This window comes from Archangium sp., from assembly GCF_057119385.1.
This window is the reverse complement of sequence record NZ_DBNGVP010000153.1, coordinates 1-20,617: the sequence shown is the minus strand read 5'-3', so window position 1 is coordinate 20,617 and position 20,617 is coordinate 1. Positions and strand designations below refer to the sequence as shown.

Below are 20,617 nucleotides of genomic sequence, written 5' to 3'. Positions count from 1 at the left end.
AAACCGCACCGCGTGGGTCTGGGAGGAGGGGCCAGGAAGCGCTACGGCACCGGCAGGTGGTAGCGCTCCACGGAGGTCTGGTCTCCCGTGCTGAAGCCGCCCAGCACGAGCACCTGGCCATCCGCGAGTTGCGCGACGGCCGGCTGGTAGCGGCTCACGCGCATGGACGTCGTGGACACCCAGGTGCCGCCGCACGGCTCGTACAGCTCGGCCGTGGAGAGGATGCCCGTCAGGTCGTCATAGCCGCCCAGGACGAGGACGAAACCCGAGGGCAACACGGCGGCCCCATGCATGCGGCGGGGCGAGGCCATGGCCCCCGTGGCGGAGAAGGTGCCCGCGGCCACGTCGTACAGCTCGGCCGAGCTGGCCGCCGCCTCGCGAGCGCCACCGGCCAGCAGCACGCGCCCGTCCTTCAGCAGCAGGGCGGTGTGCTGGCGGCGGGCCGCCGTCATCGTCCCCACGGCGCTCCAGGTGCCCGTGGCCACGTCATACACCTCGGCCGAGGCCAGCGGCCCGCCAGTGGGGGAGAGTCCTCCCGTCACCAGGACGCGCCCGCCGGGCAACGGGGTGGCGGTGTGCTGGACGCGTGCCACGGACAAGCTGCCGGTGGCCTGGAAGGTGCCCAGGGCCGGGTCATAGAGCTCGGCCAGCGCGCTCCCTCCGCCCACCACCAGCACCCGGCCGTCCGCCAGCGACGTCGCGGTGTGCTCGCGCCGGGCCACCCGCATGGAGCCGGTGGCGCTCCAGGCCCCCGTGGCCGGGTCATACACCTCGGCCGAGGTGTCCGGTGCGCCGCTCGCGCCCCCCGTCACCAGCACCCGGCCGTCCGCCAGGAGCGTCGCGGTGTGGGAGCGGCGGGTGGTGGCCGGGCTTCCCGTCTGGCTCCACCCATGGGTGGCCGGGTCATACACCTCCGCCGAGGCGGCGAAGCCGCCGGTGACGAGCACCCGCCCATCCGCCAGCCGGGTGGCGGTATGCAGCAGGCGGTGCGGGAGGAGGTGGCCCGCGTCCGTCCAGGTGGCCTGGAGTCCATCCACCGCGCGTGGGCTCACCCGCACCTGCCGGGTGGCGCTGGCGCGGTGGCCCAGGGGGTCCTCCACCTCGTAGGACAGGGAGTAGGTGCCCGGCCTCCAGGAGTCCACGCTTCCGGAGACGGCCACCTGCGAGGTGAGGCTGCCATGGCAGGCATCCCTGGCCACGTAGCCCGGCTCGACGAAGGGCTGCCCGCAGGCCAGCGCGTGCACGGAGGAGCCCTGGAGGGTGAGGGTGGGCGCCTGCGTGTCCACCGCCTTCACGGTGGTGGTGCAGGACACCTGGTGGCCCGCGGTGTCCGCCGCCGTGTACGTCACCCCGGTGGTGCTGCCCACCGGGAAGGAGCGGGGCCCCTCGATGAGGGGAGGCTGGCAGGAGTCCTGGGCCACCAGGGGCGGCTCGGGGAGCGTGGCGAGCCCGCGCCCGTTGCACTCCGCGGTGATGGAGGCCGGGCACTCGAGGGTGGGCGGCTCGTCATCCACCACGGTGACGGGGAAGAAGCAGCGGGCCTGGTTGCCGGAGGCGTCGATGGCCGTGCACTGCGCCTGCGTGGTGCCGGGCGGGAAGGTGGCTCCGGAGCCCGGGTAGCACGTCGTCGTGACGGCGCCGCAGTTGTCCTGGGCGGACGTCTCGTAGCTCACCGGCGCCCCGCCCTCCCTGCACACCAACTCGGGCACCTCCCCGGGGCAGGTGATGACCGGGGCCACCTCGTCCTTCACGGTGACGGAGGCCTCGCACCAGGAGGACAGGCCCCGCGAGTCGGTGCACGTCAGCCGCACGCGCTGGGTGCCCACGGTGTAGGGGCAGTCCGGCGTCTGCACACACGACAGCGTGTCTCCCTCGTCCGGATCATACGAGCCATCATCCACCGAGCCGCACCCCTCGCAGGACTCCCCGGTGCGCACGGTGATGTCGGTACAGCGGGCCTGGGGCGGACGGTTGACGCAGGTGGAGCCGCCGCAGCTCGGCCCATCCGCCGGGTCATCCCAGACGATTTGAATCGAGCTGCCCGCGGGCTTCTCCATCCCCTCGGTGAAGGCGAAGACCTGGATGTCGTTGCCGCAGGCCTCGAGCGGGACGGTGAAGGAGAAGGACGGCTCCCTTCCACAGTCCGTGCAGAGGGTGACCTCGGGTCCTCCGTTGAGCTGGTACCAGACGCGGTCCACCACGGCCGGGCCGCTCCTCACCACGCCGGAGACGGGGAGCGTGGACGCGCTGGCGCAGCCCGGAGGCGCGGTGAGGGTCACCGCCAGGGGCGGGACGATCTTCACGTCCTGGCCACACCCCAGCGTGAGCTGGACGGGCTGGAAGTTGGCGACGCTGATGGCCCCGCTGTCCGCGACCAGGGTGGCGCTGGGCGTGAGGGAGAAGCTGCCCTGCGGCAGGGTGAGGGAGACGGTGCCCCCCGGCTGCGCCATGGCGCGCCCGTCCGTCACCCAATCCCCGCCCAGGATGGCCGGGGTGCCGTAGAACCAGCCTCCCGAGCCGTAGGACACGGAGCGCCCCCTCCAGTCCACGCCCTCGAAGCCGCCCGAGAGGTCCACCCGGGGGTTGAAGAGGCGCCCGAGGCTGGCCGCGTAATACAGCGACACCTCGTTGTAGCAATACTCGTGGTCCACCCGGTGGCGCTGCTCGGGGGCCATGAGCCTGGCGTTGCCCTGGCGAGGGGAGTTGCCCTGCAGGCCATAGCGGTAGCGCTCTGGATCATACTGGCCCGGCCGCGTCTGGAAGTGCAGGTTGCGCTCGGACCAGAAGGACAGCACCAGCCCCTCCTGGGCCCACCACTGCGGCTCGTCGAAGGGGCTCACCAGCACCTGCTCATAGGTGGAACCCAGCTCGCCGGTGGTGGGGTCGAAATGGCCCGGGAAGCTGGTGGTGGAGCGCCCTCCCCCGCTGCTCACGGCGGTCACGTAGGTGGTATGCCACCCGGTGCTGTCCGGCCAGCCATCTCCATTGGCGTCGAAGTCCGCGTTGAAGTGCAGCGTCCGCAGGGTGTTGAAGCGCTCCGGCTGCTCCGCCGCGGTGGGGTTGGCCAGGCGCACCGAGCCGTAGAAGTGGGAGGGCCGCATCAGGTACGCGTGACGAAGCTCCCCGTCCACCTCCTTCGTCAACGGCGTGACCGCATCCGTGACGACGGGGTGGGAGTTGATGCCGGGCACATTCAACCACGTGAGCTCGCGCCCCCCGCGCAGCCAGGCCGAGCTGGAGAAGTTCCAGAGGCCCTCACTGGCCCGCGACAGCTTCCACCACGCCCCCGGGTCCGCCTCGGGCATGTCCTGGGGAATGACGGCCCTCCGGTGGAGGGGCCACGTGGCGTGGCTGGCGTTGACCTCGGAGCCGAGGGTCGGCTCGCCGGAGATCTGCCAGGGCCCCGTGAAGTCCCCATCCCTCGCCGCCACCGCGGGCTCCACGGGAATGCAGACGCGCGCCACCTGGTCACAGCCCACGCTCCACTCCAGCGCCCTGCGGACCACCAGGGTGATGGGGCCGCCGCGCGAATCCGTCCCCTGGACGTAGTAGTAGAAATGGCCCTTCCAGTTGGAGCCATCCGGGACGTACCCCGTGTACAGCTGGGGCCCGGACTCGTACACGGAGATGGGCAGGGAGCTGCCCTGGAAGATGGGCGAGCGCTCCTCGCACGTGTCGTCCGTGCCGAACTGGAACTGGACCACGCCGGTGCAGGCCTCCAGGGACACCTCCGTGGGCTCCGGCTGGAGGGAGCGCGGCTTCACCGTCGCGTACTGGGTGGGAAAGCCAATCATCCACCCCCGGTGGGCGTTGACGGCGTAGGAGACTCCCGCCTCGCCTCCCGCGCCGGCCTCCACCAGCATCTCGAAGGAGAAGCCCAGCGGGCTCGTGTCCTCGAAGGTGTACGCCGTGGACGAGTAGCCCGCCGGAGCGTAGCTGTAGGCGTTGGCGCCGAAGCCGTGGCGCCAGGGGTCGCTCCGCAGCAGCGCCAGGATTTCAGGATTGGTATTGGTGAGGCGAGCCGTCCCGCGCAGGACGTTGGCCGACAGCTCGACGGCGCCGGGAGAGGCCGCGGCCGCGGGAGCGGCCATGGGAGAGAGGCCCAGGGCCGGGGACCCGGCTCCCCGGAACGGCGCGGGCTCCCAGGGCGGAACGGCCGGCCCTCCAGCCCCCGCCGGGGGGGACAGCTCGGGCAACGGCGCTCCCTCGGGGAGGCTGGCCACGACCTCCTGCTCCGAGGTGATGGCCGCCCGCCATTGCTTCGGCCGCGCTCCCTCCCCTTCCTGCGAGGGCCGCGGGCTGCACGCCACCCATGCCAGACATCCCAACAACGTGAACCGGCGCAAGGCCGGTGATTCCATGCGCATCCAGGAGGCTCCAACCAACGGGTGAGGCCGCCACGCCAAGGCAATAAGCAAGCCACCTGGAACGTCCTCTCGTGGACAGCCCCTCCCACCTGCTCACGGCTGACTCCCGCTGGAGCCACCCGGCCCAGCCCGCTGCATCCCGGCGGATGCAGCGGATACGGCGGAGCGCTGGCACCGGCATGCGGGCGCGTTCCACCCGCATGCACGCCAGACACTCCACCAAGCGTCAGAAGCTGCCGCGCCAGCTGCCGCACAGCCAGCCCGTGCGGTTGCCGGCCTTGCCGCCGCCGTAATAGGCATCCACCGTCTGCTGCGACAGGCCCAGGTCGAAGAAGTTGGGATTGGCACCGATGCCGCCATTGCCACAGTAGCCCGCGCAGTAGCAGCCCAGCGGGCCGCCGGAGCCGCGGATGGCGGCGGGCACCACGCACGTCCAACCGGTATTCGCATTGGCCTGGAAGTACTGCTGGACCTGGCTCAGCGAGATGTTGGTGAAGATGTCGCCCTGGTAGGCGCCGATGGACCCATTGCCGCACGCCCAGCCGGTGCACACGCAGGCGCGCTTGCAGACATCGGCGACGGCGTAGGAGACCGACTTGAAGCTGCTGGTCCAGCAGGTGGTACGGGTGCCGGAGCTGTCGACGACCATGGGGTAGGCCTTCACCACCAGGTTGTGCGCGTAGCAGGAGGCACCCGACAGGCTGAAGGACCAGCCCCCGGACGACCCGAGGCGCTCCTCGGAGCTCTGCAGGACACCATCCACCGTGTACTCCAGCCGCACCCCGTTGGCCGGATAGGCCACCGCCCAGCTCCCACCTCCGGCCAGCACGCCCTCGTAGGTGCTCGCCCCATCGATGGTCACCGTGGTGACACTCGAGCCCGCGCACATCGCCGACTCGAGGGTGCCCTCCGGCGCCTCGGGAGCCAGGGCCTGTCCGGCCTCGGGGGGACCTCCACAGGCGGCCAGCAGGACACCGCACAGCAGGACGGAGAACGGGGCTCGAGTCTGTTCACGCAGCATGGGACTTTCCTCAGGCGCCAGGCCATGAATGGGAGGCCCCGATGATAACCAGGAGTGGAAAACAGTTAAACAGGGAGTACTGGTTTTCCAGGCAAGGCGGAAGAAAGCGGGGAAAGCGTACGGAGCGGGTCCGGCCTCGCCCCTGAGGGCCCCAGCTCCACCACCCGCGCGCCCTCCGCCTCGAAGCACTCGCGCATCCACGGGTGGCAGGTGAAGGCGATGACCTGGTGGTGCTCGGACAGGCGGGACAGCAGCTTCAGCGCTCCTCGCGTCCGCTCCAGGTCGAAGTTCACCAGGATGTCGTCCACGATGAGCGGCAACGCGCCCCGCGTCTCCCCGAAGTCCTGGATGACCGCCAGCCGGAACGCCAGGTAGAGCTGCTCCCGCGTTCCTCTCGAGAGCTGCTCCGCGCACCAGTCCCTCCGCGCATCGCTCACCCGGAGCTCGCGCTTGCCTCCCGCCGGGAGGAACACCCGCCGGTACCGGCCCGCCGTGAGCGCCGCGAAGTGCTCCGAGGCCAGCTGGATGACCCGAGGCTGCTGCTCCTCCTCGAAGCGTCTCCTCGCCCGGGACAGCAGCGCCAACGCCAGCCGATCCCTCGCGTACCTCGCCGCCAGCTCCGCCGCCCGCGCCCTCAGCCGTTCCTCCTGGATGCGCAACGCCGCCAGCGCCTCGTCCGTCTCCCAGCGCTCGAGCTGGCTCCGCGTCGAGCCGTACTCGGTGTGCAGCAGCTTGAGCTGTCTGGCACAGGCCGGCTCCTGCATCCGCAGCTGCCCCAGCTTCTCCTTCAGCTGCTCCTCGCCTCCCGCCGCCAGGATGGCCTCCCGCACCGCGGGCTCCTCCAGCCCCGTGGCCGCCTCGATGCGCCAGGTCAGCTCGCGCACGCGCCGGGTGAGCGCCTCGAAGTGCTCCGCCTGCCTCGCCCGCTGGCGGAACGTCTCCTCCGTGGTGCAGCCGCCCCGGGCCAGCAGCGCCGCCAGGGCCTGCTCCTCGGCCTCCCGGAGCCGGGTGAAGCGCGCCCTGTCCCCCGCCCACTCGTCCGCGCGGGCCCGCAGCGTCCGTGCCTCCGCGTCCCGGGCCTTCAGCTCCTCCAGCGCCGAGGCCACCCGGGCGGCCACCGCCTCCACCGGCCCCGTGGGCAGCCCCGCCGCCCGAGCCTCCTCCAGCAGCCGCGAGACGGCCGCGTCACAGGCCGCCTCGTCCGTGGCCAGGGCCCGCTCGTCCGCGCCCAGGTCCGCCAGCCGCTGCCGCTGCTCGGCCACGTCGCGCCACAGCGCCAGCGCCCGCTGCGGAGAGAGCTCCACGGGAAAGCCTCGCGCCTCCAACAGCCCGGCCAGCTCCGCCCGGAGCGTCCGCCCCCGCGCGTCCGCCCGCCGTCCCGCCAGCTCCGCCGCCTGTGCCTCGCGCACCACCCCGTCCCGCTCCGCCTCGCGCGCCTCACGCTCGCGCCCGAGGTGCTCCACCCGCTCGGCCTGCCGCAGGGCCTCCGCCAGCGCCGCCTCCGCTCCCGCGAGTCCCGCCGTCGAGGTCTCGGCGGTCACGCCCGCCTCGCTCAGGGCCGCCGCCAGCTCCCGCTCCAGCCCCAGCAACCGTCCCGACAGGGTGTCCAGCGACGACTGCAGCCGCGTCAGCTCCTGCGCACGCTGCCGCTGGCGCGCGGCGTGGGCCTCCACGTTCTCCCGGTGGCTCCTCACCGAGCGCATGTAGCCGAGCACCAACGGCACGATGAGCAGCAGCGCGCCCAGCAGGGCCATGGCGCCTTCCTTCGCGCCCCCCTGGAGCGCCAGCACGCCCACCCACACCACCGCCACGCCCGCGCCGATCAGCACCAGCCAGGGCGCGGGGGCCGCTCCAGGCTCCGGCTCGGCCTGCGCGCGCAGGGCCTGGAGCCGCTGTTGCAGCTCGGCCCGCTGTACCGCGACCTGCTCGCGCTCCACCTTCAGCAGCCTCGAGCGGCTCAGCGCCGCCTGCCGCTGGCGCAGCTCCGCCGCGGACACGTCCGGGAGCTTCGTGCGCTCCGCCTGCAGCCGCGCCAGGGAGGCCTCGATGCGCTCCCGCTCCACGCGCGCCCGCCCGAGCGCCACCTCCGCCTCGCGCCGCTCCGCCTCCGCCTTCGCCAACCGGTCCGCCAGGGACTCCAGCGTGCCTCGCGCCGCCGCCCCCAGCTCCAGCGCCAGCAGGCCCGCCGCGTCCACCTCCAGCCCCAGTCCTCCCAGCGCCTGCTCCACCTCTCGGCGTCTCGACTCCAGCGCCGCACGGCGGCCCGGCAACGCCCTCCACGGCTCGGCCCTCGCGGTGAACGCTCCCAGTGCCAGGCGCAGCGCCTCCTCGCGCTCCCGGACCGCGGAGGCCGCCGACAGCCGGGCCAGCTCGGCCCCCGCCGTGGACAACAACTCCTCCACCCGGGCCTGCTGCGCCCGCGCCTCCGTCCGCCGCAGGAGCAGCTCCTCCAGCCGCGCCTCTCCTCCCGGGGGGAAGGCCGACAACTCCGGCAGCAGGGCCAGCTCCGCCCTCAGCCTCGCCAGCTCCCCCAGGTCTCCGAGCGCCGCCTCCAGCCGGGACAGCCGCCCCAGCTCCCGGGAGATCTGCTCCTGGAGCGCCACCGCCTCCTCCTGCTGCCGCCCCAGCGACGCCAGGCGCTCGCGCTCATTGAAGTACTCCTCCGGCCTGTCCTTCAGCCCGTCCAGCTTCCCCCGCACCTCCTCCAGCTGCCGCAGCACCTGGTTGAGCTCGGGGTTCTTCCCGCTCACCTTGAAGAGCTCACCGGCGCGCTTCTCCAGGTGCTTCTCCACCTCCGGCAGCCGGCGCGCTCCCCGCAGTCCGGCGGCGAAGAGCGCCCGCGAGACGCCATCCTCCTCCACCAGCTGCTCGAAGCTGGAGAGCTCGTCCAGGCTGAAGGCGAACACCTCGCAGAACAGCTCCCGCGACACGTGCGCCAGCGCCTCGTCCAGCCGCGAGGCGAGCAGCTCGTGCCCCTCCGGGCTCAGCACCGTCACCGCCGCCTTGCCCTTCCTGTCCGCCACGCGGCGCACCACCAGCGGGCCCGCCCCCGAGCGCATCCACAGCTCGCCCCCATGGGGCCCCGCCTCCGGCTCGTACCGGGACTCCGAGCGGCCCCGCTTCTCGAAGCCGAACAACATGCCGCGGATGAACGCGAGCAGCGTGCTCTTGCCCGCCTCGTTCGGCCCGTACAGCAGGTTGAGCCCCGGCCCCAGCTCCAGCTCGTACCCGGAGAAGTGGCCGAAGCCGTGCACCTTCAGCACGTCGATGCGCAGGGCCCCGCTCACGCCGCGTCCTCCTCGTGCAGCTGCTCCACCACCTGCCATCCCGCCTGCTCCACCAGCTCCGGCCTCGGGTTCTCCAGGGCGTCCACGCCCAGCCGCCGCAAGCGCTGCCCGAGCGCCCTCAGCTCCGCGTCCTCCGCCCACAACGCCGTCAACGCCTCCGGCTCCGCCACCAGCGCCTCGGCCTCCGCCAGCAGCGTCCCGGAGAACCCGCCCGACAGGCGCACCGTCTCGAGGTCCAGCTCGGGCCGGCTCGCGTCGCGCAGGGACTCCAGCAACACCGGCGGGTGACGCTGGGCGAGCTGCTCGCGCAACTCCGTCTCCAACTGTCCGAGCGCCTCCGGCCGCGACAGCTCGCGGTGCAGCGGCCCCCGGCCCGTGAGCGTGAGGCGCACCGCGTGGCCCTCCAGCTCGTCCGGGCAGCTCGCGTCCACCTGCTCCGTCACCGCGGCCAGCAGCCCATCCAGCGACCCGAGCCCCGTGAGCCCCACCTCCAGCCGATGCCAGCGCACCCGGTCCACCGGAACGAAGCGGCGCCGCGTCCTCCCCTCCTCCACCTCCACCAGCACGCAGCCGCGCTCGCCCGGCTCGTTCACGTGCCGCCCCTGCGGGTTGCCCGGGTACACGGCCACCGCGCCTCCCGCGAGCAGGTACTCGGCGCGCGTGTGCACGTGGCCCAGCGCCCAGTAGTCCAGGCCCCCTGCGCTCAGGTCCTCCACCGTGCAGGGCGCGTAGTTGGCGTGCCCCTCCACTCCGCCCAGGTTCGCGTGCAGCAGCCCCACCGTGAAGTCCGGCGCCGTCCGGCGGAAGCGCGCCGACAGGTTCTCGCGCATCTCCGCCTCGGGATAGGACAGGCCCTGCACCCGGCACAGCACCCGCCCCTCGCGCCGCACCTCCACCTCTTCCCAGTCCGCGCCGAACACCTTCACCGAGTCCGGCAGCCCGAGCGCTCCCGTGTCCCCGCTCAGCGGATCATGGTTGCCGTGGACGATGAAGCTCTGGATGCCCGCCAGGTGCAGCCGCTCCAGCTCGCGCCGCAGCGCCAGCCGCGCACGCACCGAGCGATCCTTCGCATCGAAGAGGTCCCCCGCGAGCACCAGGAAGGCCACGTGCTCGCGCAGGCACACGTCCACGATGCGCGAGAAGGCCCGGAAGGTGGCCTGCTGGAAGGTGCCCGTCAGTCCCGAGTCCGCGGGCACGCCGCGGAAGGGAGTATCCAGGTGCAGATCGGCGGCATGGACGAACTTGAAGCGCATCGCGGCCACGCACAGTAGCCGCCCTGGACGCGCGCACCAGAAACCCGAGTTCCCGACCCAGCGGGAATTACCGAGCGGGATTTTCGGGAGTTCGCCCGCTTGTCACGCACCACACGGGCGGCAACTTGCGACGCGGTGTCGGCCAGTGAAAGGCTTCGCCCGCTTTCATCCCCGACACCGGAGTATTGATGCACCCCACCGCTTCCTGGTCGAGCCGGCTCGTCCTGGCTCTGCTCGCGCTCCAGTTCGCGAGCGCGTGTGACCCCAAACCGCCCCCGCCCCCGCCTGCCCCGGATACGGCGCCTCCGTCGACCCGGGCCACGCCGAGCGGAGGAACCTTCAAGACGAACGTCTCCGTGACGCTGCTGTGCGAGGACGGCACGGGCAGTGGCTGCGACGCCACGTACTACACCACCGACGGCTCCGCGCCTTCCGCGAACTCGACGCGCTACTCGGCGCCGGTGGTGATCAGCCAGAACACCCCGCTGAAGTTCTTCTCCGTGGACAAGTCGGGCAACGCGGAGAGCGTCCAGAGCCAGTCCTTCGTGGTGGACACGGTGGCGCCCACCACCACGGCCACCCCACCGGGCAGCATCTACTACAGCGCGCAGAGCGTCGAGCTCACGTGCAATGACGGCACGGGCACCGGCTGCGCGGCCACCTACTACACCCTGGATGGCATCGAGCCCACCGCGAGCTCGCCGCGCTACACCACGGCCCTCGCCATCGCCACCAGCACCACGCTGAAGTTCTTCTCCGTGGACAACGCCGGCAACGCGGAGCTCGTGCAGACGGCGAACTACGCCATCAACTCGGCGATTCCGGCGGTCTCCGCGACGCCCGCGGGCGGCTCCTTCCGCGGCCCGCAGAGCGTCACCCTGAACTGCGACCCAGGCGCCAGCAGTGCCACCTGCGAGGCCATCTACTACACCACCGATGGGAGCACGCCGAGCACGAGCTCGGCCACGTACTCCGCGCCCATCACCGTGGATGCCGCCACCACCACCCTCCAGTTCTTCGCGAGGAACTCGCTGGGCAACTCGAGCCCCATCCGCACCGAGACCTACCGGATCGACGGGGTGGCCCCCACGACGACGGCCATCCCCTCGGGCCGCGCCTACAAGGAGAACCAGTCCGTCACGCTGTTGTGCGAGGACGGCACGGGCACCGGCTGCACCGCCACGTACTACACGCTGGATGGCAGCACGCCCACGCGTACCTCCAGCACGTACTCCGCCGCGCTCTCCATCTCCGCCGACACCACGCTCAAGTTCTTCTCCGTGGACGCGGCCGGCAACGAGGAGCCCGTGCGGACCGAGACGTACGTCATCGACACGGTGAAGCCCACCGTCGCCGCGGCTCCCGCGGGCGGCTTCTACCGCTCCGCGCGGGACATCACCCTCACCTGCACCGACAACACCGGGGGCAGCGGGTGCGGCGCCATCCACTACACCACCAACGGCAGCACGCCGGACACGGGCTCCACCGAGTACACCGCGCCCATCACCCTCTCCGCCGACACCACGCTCAAGTTCGTGGCGGTGGACAAGGTCGGCAACGAGAGCGCCGTGCAGACGGAGGTGTACACCTTCGACGCGGAGGCGCCCACCACCACGGCCTCGCCCACGAGCGGCACGTACCGCACCCGGCAGACCATCTCCCTGACCTGCGCCGACTCCGGCCCCAGCGGGTGCGAGGGGACGTACTACACGCTCGACGGCAGCACGCCCACCACCAGCTCGACGCTCTACACCGGCCCCTTCACCCTCCTGGCCGACACCACGCTGAAGTTCTTCTCCGTGGACAAGGCGGGCAACGAGGAGACGGCTCGGACCGAGACGTATGTCTTCGATCTCGACACGACGGCGCCCACCACCACCGTCACCCCGGCGGGTGGGCTGTACACCTCCGCGCAGAGCGTCACCCTGGCCTGCGCCGATGATGCCCGCGGCATCGGGTGCGCGGACACGTACTACACGCTCAACGGCAGCACGCCGACCACGAGCTCCACGCGCTACACCGGCCCCCTCTCCCTCACCGCCAACACCACGCTGAAGTTCTTCTCCGTGGACAAGGCCAACAACGAGGAGAGCGTGCGGACCGAGACGTACATCATCGCCACTCCGGCCAACGTCTCGGCGCAGATCGCCACCATCCGCGCCAGGGCGAACGGCGCCATCAGTGACTTCATCGACTACGCGCTCGTCACCTATACGAAGCCGCTCACGGGCAGCTCCGATCCCGCGGGCTTCTTCCTCCAGTCCGAGAAGAGCGGCCCGGCGCTCTTCGTCGCGGTGGACCCCACCACGCTCAGCCCGGCGCCCAAGGTGGGCGACCGCGTGCGCATCCGCGCCACCGAGAAGGCGACGGCCAACGGGCTGGTGCAGGTCACCAGGCTCGACACCTTCACCGTGCACGCCAGCGGGGAGGAGGTCGAGTCCCTCGTCAGCGACGTGAGCAACGTCGACCTCGTGGCCAATCTGGACGCCTACGAGAGCGAGCTCATCTCCGTCAACGGCACCGTGGCCAGCACCTTCGGCACGGCCAGCGCCGGCCACGTCTCGGCGAGCTTCGTGACCCTGGGCAACTCCACCGTCAGTACCAACCTCAGACTGCGCCTGACCAACGCGGTGCAAGATGCGCTCGACGTGGCGCAGGACTGCTCCGTCAGCACCCGAGCGCCGCTGTGGCGGTTCAGCGCACAAGCCCAGCCTTCCGCCTGGGCGAACAGCGACCTCACCCTCCTGTCGTGCCCCGCCCCCAAGGTGACGAGCGCGGCGGCCACCAGCAGCTCGAGCGTCGTCGTGAACTTCGACCGGCGTATCGATCCGGCCAGCGTGCTCGCCGACGGCAGCCAGTTCACCCTCGACAATGGTCTGGTGGCCTCGTCCGCCACCGTATCGGGCCGTCAGGTCCAGCTCACCACCACCCCGCAGGTGGTGGGTACGTCCTACAAGGTGACAGTGGCCTCCAGCGTGAAGGACACCCTGGGCAGCAGCGTCAGCGCGACGGCCAACAGCGCTACCTTCGATGGCTACGTGAAGCCCGCCAGGCTCCTCATCAACGAGGTGAATCCCAACATCTCGGGCGGCAAGGACCTGCTCGAGTTGCTCGTGCTGGAGGGAGGCTCGGTCAACAAGATGACCGTGACCGTCGACGGCACCGCCACTCCGGTGGCCACGATGCCCAACGTCCAGGTGGAGACGGGCGACATCATCGTGGTGCACTTCGCTCCGGCGGCAGGCGATGTCTCGGAGACGACCGCGAAGGATCAAATCAAGGCCTCGTCCTATTACGACACGGCCTGGGACTTCATCGGGGGCTCGTCGGGCCTCACCTTCTCGCACCGCGTGCTTCGGGTGAGGGACTCGGCGAACATCACCGTGGATGCCGTCCCGTTCGTGGTCTCCACCAGCACGTCTCCTCCGAGCGCCTTCCCGGGTCAGCTGCAGACCCTGCAGGGTGAGGGACTCTGGTTCCCCGCCAACTGCGGAGGGGACCCGTGCTCGACCAACACCGCTGCCGTGAGCGTCTCCGTGGACTATGCCAGTGCTGGAACCTCCGCCACCGGCAAGTCGGTGCAGCGGAAGGCCGGAGAGAACACGCGCCAGAAGAGCGATTGGGTTGTCGCGAACACCCCCTCGTTCGGCGTGCCCAACCCGTAGTCCGCAGCATCCGCGTGGGAGGGGCCGGTCACTCCGGCTCCTCCCGCGTCCCAGGGGAAGACCCTCACCCCAGCCCTCTCCCAGGGGGAGAGGGAGCAGGGCGGGTCACCTCACCGCCTCGGCTGGCGCCTCGCGGCGATTCCGTTCGCCAGCGACACCTGCTGCTTCCAGTGACCGTACAGCCGGCCTTGTGACGCCAGCCGGTCCAGCTCCTTGCGCGTCTCCTCATCCACCGAGCCCGGTGGGGCATCGCGGTACGGCGTTCCCGGCAGCGGCATGAACGTGTGCCCGTGCACCTTCGCCCCCAGCTCCGACAACCGCCGAATCAGCGCCAGCGTCGCCCGCACGTCCTCCGGCGCCTCCCCCGGCAGCCCGAGGATGAAGTCCACGTTCGGCACGAAGCCCGCCTCCACCGCCAGGCTCGCCGCCCTCACCACCGTCTCCACGTCGTGCCCCCGGCGGCTCGCCTGCAGAATCCGCTCGCTCCCCGACTGGCCTCCGATGATGAGGTTGTCGTTGTGCACGTAGCGCTTGAGCAGCGCCAGTGACTCCGGCGTCACGTGCTCCGGCCTCACCTCCGAGGGGAACGTCCCGTAGAACACCCGCCCCCCGGGGCTCATCGCCTCGTGCACCGCCGCCAGCAGCCGCTCCACCGCCTCCAGGTTCATCGTCTCGTCCGACGTGCCGTACGACATGGACGTCGGCGTGATGAAGCGCACGTCCCGCTTCCCCGCCTCTCTCAGCACCCGCGTCCACCGCGCGATGTTCTCCACGCTCCGATGCCGGAACCGCGCCTTGTTCAAGAATGGCGTCTGGCAGAACCGGCACGCGTAGATGCAGCCCCGGGTAATTTCAATGGCCCCGAACATCCCGTGCCTCGCCGCGAACGGCGGGTACGTGTCCAGCACCACGCCCTCCCCGCGCCCCTGCGACACCACCTTCCCGTCCACCAGCCGCGACATCCCCCGCGTCTGCCTCGGGTCCTCGTCCCGCACCAGCCGGCCGAGCAGCTCCAGCAGCACGGGCTCCCCCTCGCCCACCGCCACCAGGTCGAACCCGCCCCGCAGCGTCTGCTCCGTCTCCGCCGTGGCATGCACCCCGCCCGCGATGCACAGCACCTCGCGGCCCTCCAGCCGCTCGCGCAGCCACGCCAGCTCCTCCACCGCCCCGGGGAAGCTCGCCGAGTAGAACGACCACGCCACCACCACCCGGTAGCCCGCATCGTGACACTCGCGCACCGCGGCCAGCAGCGACTCCCTGTCTCTCGGGAAGCGCAGGGCCACGTCCTGCCCCACCGGGTCCGCCTCCACCGCCCCCGCCAGCACGGTGAGCGCGTACTTGCCCGGGTACTGGTAGCTCAGCACCAGCGCGACCTTGTTCTTCGACGCCATTTCCCCTGAAAACCAACACGGCCCCCCCTACGTCAAGGGGCCGCCCGCCCGCTCCTCGGCGCTCCGGCCGGGCGACTCCGCTTCGTGCCGCTGCTCCGGGGTACAACCACAGGTGCTCCAGCGCCGCGATGGACGAGTCCGGGTGTCCCCGCCGCGATCTCCGGCTACAATGCGCCACCACTGCCGGGGGGACACGCACATGGCGGAACAGAAGCAGGAGTGGTCGTTCGGCAAGCATCGCATCTGGCTCGAGCCGCCGGACGTCCTGGTGGTGAAGTACGACGGAGACGTGCGCCTCGAGGATGCCCGGCGCGCCATGGAGATCTTCCAGGAGGTGGGCTCGCGGACGCCCTTCCACGCGCTCATCCACTTCGGCGAGGCGGACATGGACAAGGACGCCCGCGCTCACATGATGCAGCAGGCCCGCGCGGAGTGGTTCAAGGGCATCGTCGGCGTGGGCGGCAACATGGTCCAGCGCGCCATCTCCAAGAGCATGATGGTGGCCCTCTACATCACCGGGAAGTGGCCCGTGGAGTCCGACTTCGTCGAGACCGAGGCGCAGGCGCGCGCCGCCATCACCCGGCAGCGCTCCAAACGGTTGAACAGCGCCGCGTAGCTACGTGCGGGTGCGCTCCACGGCCAGCCGCAGCTCGCGGAACAGCCGGGCCAGGTCCTGGGGCCGGTAGTGCGCATTCAGGCCGCTCGGGTTGGGGAGCACCCAGACGCGCGTGCCGCCCAGCCTCTTCGGCTGCGCCCCCAGCGAGGCCTTGGGGTGTCCGAAGGCCGTGCGCCAGGCGCCGATTCCCAGCACCGCCAGACACCGGGGACGGTAGCGCCGCACCTTCGCCTCCAGCTGACGCCCGCCCGCGGCGAGCTCCTCCGCCGTCAGCACGTCCGCGGACACGGTGGCCCGGTCCACCACGTTGGTGATGCCGTAGCCGAGCGCGAGCAGCGCCTCCTGCTCGGAGGGCGCCAGCAGCCGGTCCGTGAAGCCCGAGGCATGCAGCGCGGGCCAGAAGCGGTTGCCCGGCCGCGCGAAGTGGTAGCCCACCACGGCCGAGTACACGCTGGGGTTGATGCCACAGAAGAGGACCTTCAGCCCGGGGGCGAGGAGGTCCGGCATGTGGCGCCCCACCGCGGCGAGCAGCTCGTCCTTCGTGGGCCTGCGAGGTGACTTCAGGCGTTCCTCCCGTGGGCTGAACCTATACCGTCTCCCCCGCCGGGGCATCCCCTCCGAATGGTGCACCGGTGGACGGCGGCCCTCCCCCCGGGCCCCCTCCCCTGCCCGGCGGGCGGCTACAGTCTTCCCCCATGCGCTCCCTCGATATGAAGCACGGGCCCATCGCCTCCGTGTTGATCGCCGACGAGCTCGCCTCTCCCCAGAGTGACAGCCTGGACGTCGTGGTCCGCCTCCAGGACGGCCGGCGCTTCGGGCTCACCCTCTTCACGCTCGAGCACCTGCGGCGCCAGCTCGGCACGGCGCTCTCCTTCGTCACCCCCCGGATGCTCCTCGTGAAAGACTTCTCCGACGAGGCCATCCTCGACGCGGTGCGCTCGGCCATGAGCCAGGACTTCGAGCGGCTCGGCGTGCTGCAGCCGCTCATCAACCAGTAGTCACGCGCCCTTCGCGAGCGCCGCGAGCTGCTCCCACACCGCGCGCACGTGGCGCTCCTCGGTGCGCGCGGAGCCGATGGCCATGCGCAGCACGTAGCGCGCGGGCGCTCCGTCCACCCCGGGCAGCACCGTGTGGGTGAGGAAGGCCTTGCCGCTCGCGTTGAGCCGCTCCAGCAACTGGCGGTTGCGCGCGTCCGTGGCCGCGGGCTCCTCGCCGGGCGCCGGCCGCAGCCGGAAGCACACCAGGGCCAGCGAGCGCGGCGTGGCCAGCTCGAAGCGCTCGTCCGCCTGCACCCAGGAGGCGAAGCGCTCGGCCTGCCGCACGTGCTCGCGGATGTAGGCCCGCAGCCCCTTGGCCCCGTAGTGGCGCAGCACGAACCACAGCTTGAGCGCCCGGAAGCGGCGGCCGAGCGGCACCTGCCAGTCCCGGTAGTCGATGACCGCGCCGCTCGCGGTGGCCGCGTTGCGCAGGTACTCGGGCATGACGCTCAGCGCGTCCAGCAGGGCCTTGCGCTCGCGCGTGTAGAAGGCGTTGCAGTCGAAGTTGGTGAGCAGCCACTTGTGCGGGTTGAAGGCGAAGGAGTCCACGGACTCCAGGCCCTCCAGCATGGCGCGGTGCTCGGGGCAGACGAGCGCCGAGCCCGCCCACGCCGCGTCCACGTGCAGCCAGCCGCCCGCCGCGGTGACGCCCGTGCGCTCCAGCACGCCGGCAATGGCGCGCACCGGGTCCATGGCGCCCGAGGAGGTGGTGCCCAGCGACGCGCACACGAAGAAGGGCTGGCGGCCCGCGGCGAGGTCCTCGCGGATGGCCTTCTCCAGCACCTCGGGGCGCAGGGCGTACACGCCGTCCGTGCCGAGCTGGCGCAGGTGGACGTCGTCCGACACGCTCCGCGCCACACCGCACAGCATGGCCGCCTTGAGCACGGACGAGTGCGCCTGCGTGGAGGTATAGGCCACCAGCTCCGCGTCCCGGCCGAGCTCGCGCCGCACCCGCTCGCGCGCGGCGACCATGGCCACCAGGGTGGCCTCGCTGGCGGTGCCCTGGATGACACCACCGCCCGTGCCCGAGTCCGAGCGGAAGGAGGCCGGCAGCCCGGTCAGCTCGGCCAGCCAGTCGAGCACGCGCGTCTCCATCTCGGTGGCGGCGGGGCTGGTGGACCAGAGCATGCCCTGCACCCCCAGGCCCGCGGACAGCAGCTCGCCGAGCACCGCCGGCCCCGAGGCGTTGGCGGGGAAGTAGGCGAAGAAGGAGGGAGACTGCCAGTGGGTGAGCCCGGGCAGCACCACGTCCTCGAGGTCCTTGAAGATGGCCTCCCAGCCCGCGTCTCCGCCCAGCCCCTCCTCGGGCGGGTGCGCGGGGAGCTTCGCCATGACCTCGCCCGGAGCCACCGCCGAGCGCACCGGGAAGGACTCCAGCCGGGACCAGTAGTCGGCGATCCAATCCACCATCCGGTGGCCCAGCTTCCGGAACTCCTCGGGGCTCAGGTGGGGCACCGCCCCTTCACGCGCGTCGCTCATCTCGAGTCTCCTCTCGGGGTGGCCTCTCATACGACGGCCCTTCGGACACGGGTAGCGCCGATTACTTCTCCCTCTCCCCTCGGGAGAGGGGAAATTGTTCAGCGCCGCCGGGCGCGATGCAGCAGGCCGCCGAGTCCCAGCAGCGCCATCACCCACAGGGGCCCGCCCGCGCTCGAGCAACCCACGTGCATGGGCGCCTCCTCGAACGTCGGCGGGGTGGCACCGGTATCCGGCACCGGTGAGCTGGGCACGATGGGCGGCGTTTCCCCTTCCGGCGTGGTGCCCGCGTCCGGCGTGCCCGCGTCCGGCGTAGGCGGAGCCACTGGCGGCAGCACGTCCTCCAGCCGCGTCCCCTGCACGAAACCGTCGTGGTACACGACGCCCACGGGCTGCACGGTGTCGCTGCGGTACAGGCCCAGCTTCAGGTAGATGCCATCGCCCGGGTACATCGTCGCGTGCGCGTACCGCGACAGCACGCGCTGGCCGTTGTGCCACAGCTCGATGAAGCCCACCGATGGATCCGGCGACCACTTCACGTGGAAGATGAAGTCCTGCCACTGCCCGCGCACCAGCGCCGTCTTCCACGGCGTCACGCTGTCCGTGAGCGTCAGCCGGAGCTCTTCGCCGTAGACGAAGAACTCCACCGGCGGCGAGCCGCAGCACCCGGTGTGGTGCCACTGCGTGAAGAGCTGCCACGTCTTCACGCTCGGGTAGTCCAGCGGGAACAGCACCTGCCAGCGGTAGTAGTACTCCGAGCCCTCCTTCTCGTCACCCTGGTAGACGAGCTCGTTGCGGTTGCCGCTCGAGTTGATGGGGTCATCCCCCTGCATCACCGTGGCCTTGAGCGCGTAACGCCCCTGGAACACCGGCGACTGCACCACCTGGAGCCGAGCCGCGCTCACCTGCTGGGCGCGCGTGTACTGGGAGCTGTTGCCCGTCTCGAAGTCCCCCCGCCACACGACGTCGGCCCGCGCCAACCCCGGCATCAGGATGGCGAGCAGTGAAACCAGCAGTGCTCTCAAGGCGCCCTCTCTCATGTTTGACACCCAACGGCGAGCGCCACGCTCCCACGTTCCTCCTTTATTTCAAGCGGCTGTTATTTCTTTTACCTTGACAGCCTGGCGGGCGGACAAGGAAGCGGTTGTCCCTCGGAAACAGCCCTTTTCCGAGGTGGATGGGTTTGGGCGAACCGGGCAGCCAGCCGGGCAGGCGGCCCATGCGACGCGGCGCGTCGAGGCGGGGGGACAGACGAGCGGCTGACGGAGTACCCGGGTGGTGTATGGTGCCCCCCCTCTGCGGTCCCCCATGCGAGGGGTGATCCGGGTGCTCCCATGCTCGTCCTGCGCGATGTCCAGAAGACCGACCTGCCCGGCCTGAAGCGGCTCGCCGCGGTGCTCAACACCGTCAACCTGCCCAACAACGAGGAGACGCTCGCGGCCATCATCGACAAGTCCGTGAAGAGCTTCGCGGGCAAGGTGAAGAATCCCTTCGAGCGCGAGTACCTCTTCGTCCTGGAGGACGTGCGCAACGAGCTCATCATCGGCACGTCGATGATCATCGCGCAGCACGGCACCTACGAGGCGCCGCACACCTACTACGACGTCTCCGAGCGCGAGCACTACTCGGCCACCATCGGCCGGCACTTCCGGCACAAGGTGCTGTCCATCGGCTACAACTACGAGGGCCCCACGGAGATCGGCGGCCTGGTGGTGGACCCCCCCTACCGCGCCACGCCGGACAAGCCCGGCAAGCAGCTGTCCTACGTGCGATTCCTCTTCATGGCCATGCACAAGCGGCTCTTCCGGCCCAAGGTGCTCGCCGAGCTGCTGCCGCCGCTGCTGCCCGATGGGCGCAGCCTCCTGTGGGAGGCGTGCGGCAAGAAGTTCACCGGCCTCACCTACCACGAGGCGGATCGCCTCAGCCGGCAGAACAAGGAGTTCATCAAGGAGCTGTTCCCCAACTCGGACATCTACGCGTCGCTCTTCCCCGAGCGCGTGCAGAAGGTGCTCGGCGAGGTGGGCCCCAACACCAAGGGCGTGCAGCGGATGCTGGAGCGCGTGGGCTTCCGCTACGTGGAGCGAATCGATCCGTTCGACGGGGGCCCGCACTTCGAGGCCAACCTGTCGGACATCACCCTGGTGCGCCGCTACCGCTCCCTGAAGCTGGCCGAGCAGGACTTCGACATGGAGGGCGACGACGTGCTCGTGGCCTACGAGCACGAGTCGGGGCGCAACCGCTTCCGTTCCGTTCGCACCACGGCGCGGCTGGACGACAAGAACGCCTACCTGCCGGCGAAGGCCAAGGAGCTGCTGGAGGCTCCGGCGGGCGCGAAGTTGTCCGTGATTCCCTTCGACTGAGCGGAGGCTCCGCCGGAGTCACTCGCTGGCGGGCCGGGGCTCGGGGCGTTCGATGAGGCCCGCCCGGTCGAGCAGCTCGCGCACGCGGGCGGTGAAGGCCACGTGCTCGGGGTTGCTGGCCGTCATGGGCTCGGGGGAGAGCAC

Annotated in this window: 13 protein-coding genes; 4 read left to right on the top strand and 9 right to left on the bottom strand. The window is 71.0% G+C overall.

Annotated features, from left to right (window positions below):
* Nucleotides 1-41 precede the first annotated feature (41 nt).
* From AC16DP_RS35850 to AC16DP_RS35835, 4 genes are all read right to left on the bottom strand, one after another.
* Nucleotides 42-4,367 (bottom strand): immunoglobulin-like domain-containing protein, encoded by a 4,326-nt coding sequence (locus AC16DP_RS35850; protein ID WP_329733840.1) that lies wholly within the window; start codon nucleotides 4,365-4,367, stop codon nucleotides 42-44.
* 226 nt (nucleotides 4,368-4,593) lie between these two features.
* Nucleotides 4,594-5,388, bottom strand: a complete 795-nt coding sequence (locus AC16DP_RS35845; protein ID WP_329733841.1) for a hypothetical protein — start codon at nucleotides 5,386-5,388, stop codon at nucleotides 4,594-4,596.
* Between the two features lie 65 nt (nucleotides 5,389-5,453).
* Nucleotides 5,454-8,675: an AAA family ATPase gene (locus tag AC16DP_RS35840; protein ID WP_329733842.1), complete on the bottom strand. Its 3,222-nt coding sequence runs from the start codon at nucleotides 8,673-8,675 to the stop codon at nucleotides 5,454-5,456.
* On the bottom strand, nucleotides 8,672-9,928 hold the full coding sequence (locus AC16DP_RS35835; RefSeq protein ID WP_329733843.1) for a metallophosphoesterase family protein: 1,257 nt from the start codon (nucleotides 9,926-9,928) through the stop codon (nucleotides 8,672-8,674). The genes AC16DP_RS35840 and AC16DP_RS35835 overlap by 4 nt, the downstream gene beginning before the upstream one ends.
* 188 nt (nucleotides 9,929-10,116) lie before the next feature.
* On the opposite strand from AC16DP_RS35835, the gene AC16DP_RS35830 reads away from it, so the two are divergent.
* Nucleotides 10,117-13,593, top strand: a complete 3,477-nt coding sequence (locus AC16DP_RS35830; protein WP_329733844.1) for a chitobiase/beta-hexosaminidase C-terminal domain-containing protein — start codon at nucleotides 10,117-10,119, stop codon at nucleotides 13,591-13,593.
* Nucleotides 13,594-13,703: 110 nt separating this feature from the next.
* On the opposite strand, the gene AC16DP_RS35825 is transcribed toward AC16DP_RS35830, so the two are convergent.
* Nucleotides 13,704-14,984 carry a TIGR04013 family B12-binding domain/radical SAM domain-containing protein gene (locus AC16DP_RS35825; protein ID WP_329733845.1) on the bottom strand — a complete coding sequence of 427 codons (1,281 nt, stop codon included), beginning with the start codon at nucleotides 14,982-14,984 and terminating at the stop codon, nucleotides 13,704-13,706.
* Nucleotides 14,985-15,183: 199 nt separating this feature from the next.
* On the opposite strand from AC16DP_RS35825, the gene AC16DP_RS35820 reads away from it, so the two are divergent.
* Entirely contained in the window at nucleotides 15,184-15,600 is a 417-nt protein-coding gene (locus tag AC16DP_RS35820; RefSeq protein WP_329733846.1) for a hypothetical protein, read from the top strand.
* On the opposite strand, the gene mug is transcribed toward AC16DP_RS35820, so the two are convergent.
* Nucleotides 15,601-16,107, bottom strand: coding sequence for a G/U mismatch-specific DNA glycosylase (gene mug, locus AC16DP_RS35815; protein WP_329733847.1), 507 nt, complete (start codon nucleotides 16,105-16,107; stop codon nucleotides 15,601-15,603).
* Nucleotides 16,108-16,295: 188 nt separating this feature from the next.
* Between mug and AC16DP_RS35810 the strand changes: the two genes are divergently transcribed.
* Nucleotides 16,296-16,598: a hypothetical protein gene (locus AC16DP_RS35810; RefSeq protein ID WP_329733848.1), complete on the top strand. Its 303-nt coding sequence runs from the start codon at nucleotides 16,296-16,298 to the stop codon at nucleotides 16,596-16,598.
* Here the strand turns inward: AC16DP_RS35810 and AC16DP_RS35805 are convergent, their stop codons facing one another.
* Together AC16DP_RS35805 and AC16DP_RS35800 are read right to left on the bottom strand one after the other, a co-directional pair.
* Nucleotides 16,599-18,116: a pyridoxal-dependent decarboxylase gene (locus AC16DP_RS35805; protein ID WP_329733849.1), complete on the bottom strand. Its 1,518-nt coding sequence runs from the start codon at nucleotides 18,114-18,116 to the stop codon at nucleotides 16,599-16,601.
* 98 nt (nucleotides 18,117-18,214) lie between these two features.
* Nucleotides 18,215-19,138: a polysaccharide lyase family 20 protein gene (locus AC16DP_RS35800; protein ID WP_329733850.1), complete on the bottom strand. Its 924-nt coding sequence runs from the start codon at nucleotides 19,136-19,138 to the stop codon at nucleotides 18,215-18,217.
* A gap of 309 nt (nucleotides 19,139-19,447) precedes the next feature.
* Between AC16DP_RS35800 and AC16DP_RS35795 the strand changes: the two genes are divergently transcribed.
* Nucleotides 19,448-20,473 carry an arginine N-succinyltransferase gene (locus tag AC16DP_RS35795; RefSeq protein ID WP_329733851.1) on the top strand — a complete coding sequence of 342 codons (1,026 nt, stop codon included), beginning with the start codon at nucleotides 19,448-19,450 and terminating at the stop codon, nucleotides 20,471-20,473.
* 18 nt (nucleotides 20,474-20,491) lie between these two features.
* On the opposite strand, the gene AC16DP_RS35790 is transcribed toward AC16DP_RS35795, so the two are convergent.
* A partial coding sequence (locus AC16DP_RS35790) for an Imm52 family immunity protein (protein ID WP_483956828.1) occupies nucleotides 20,492-20,617 on the bottom strand: 126 nt, incomplete at its 5' end.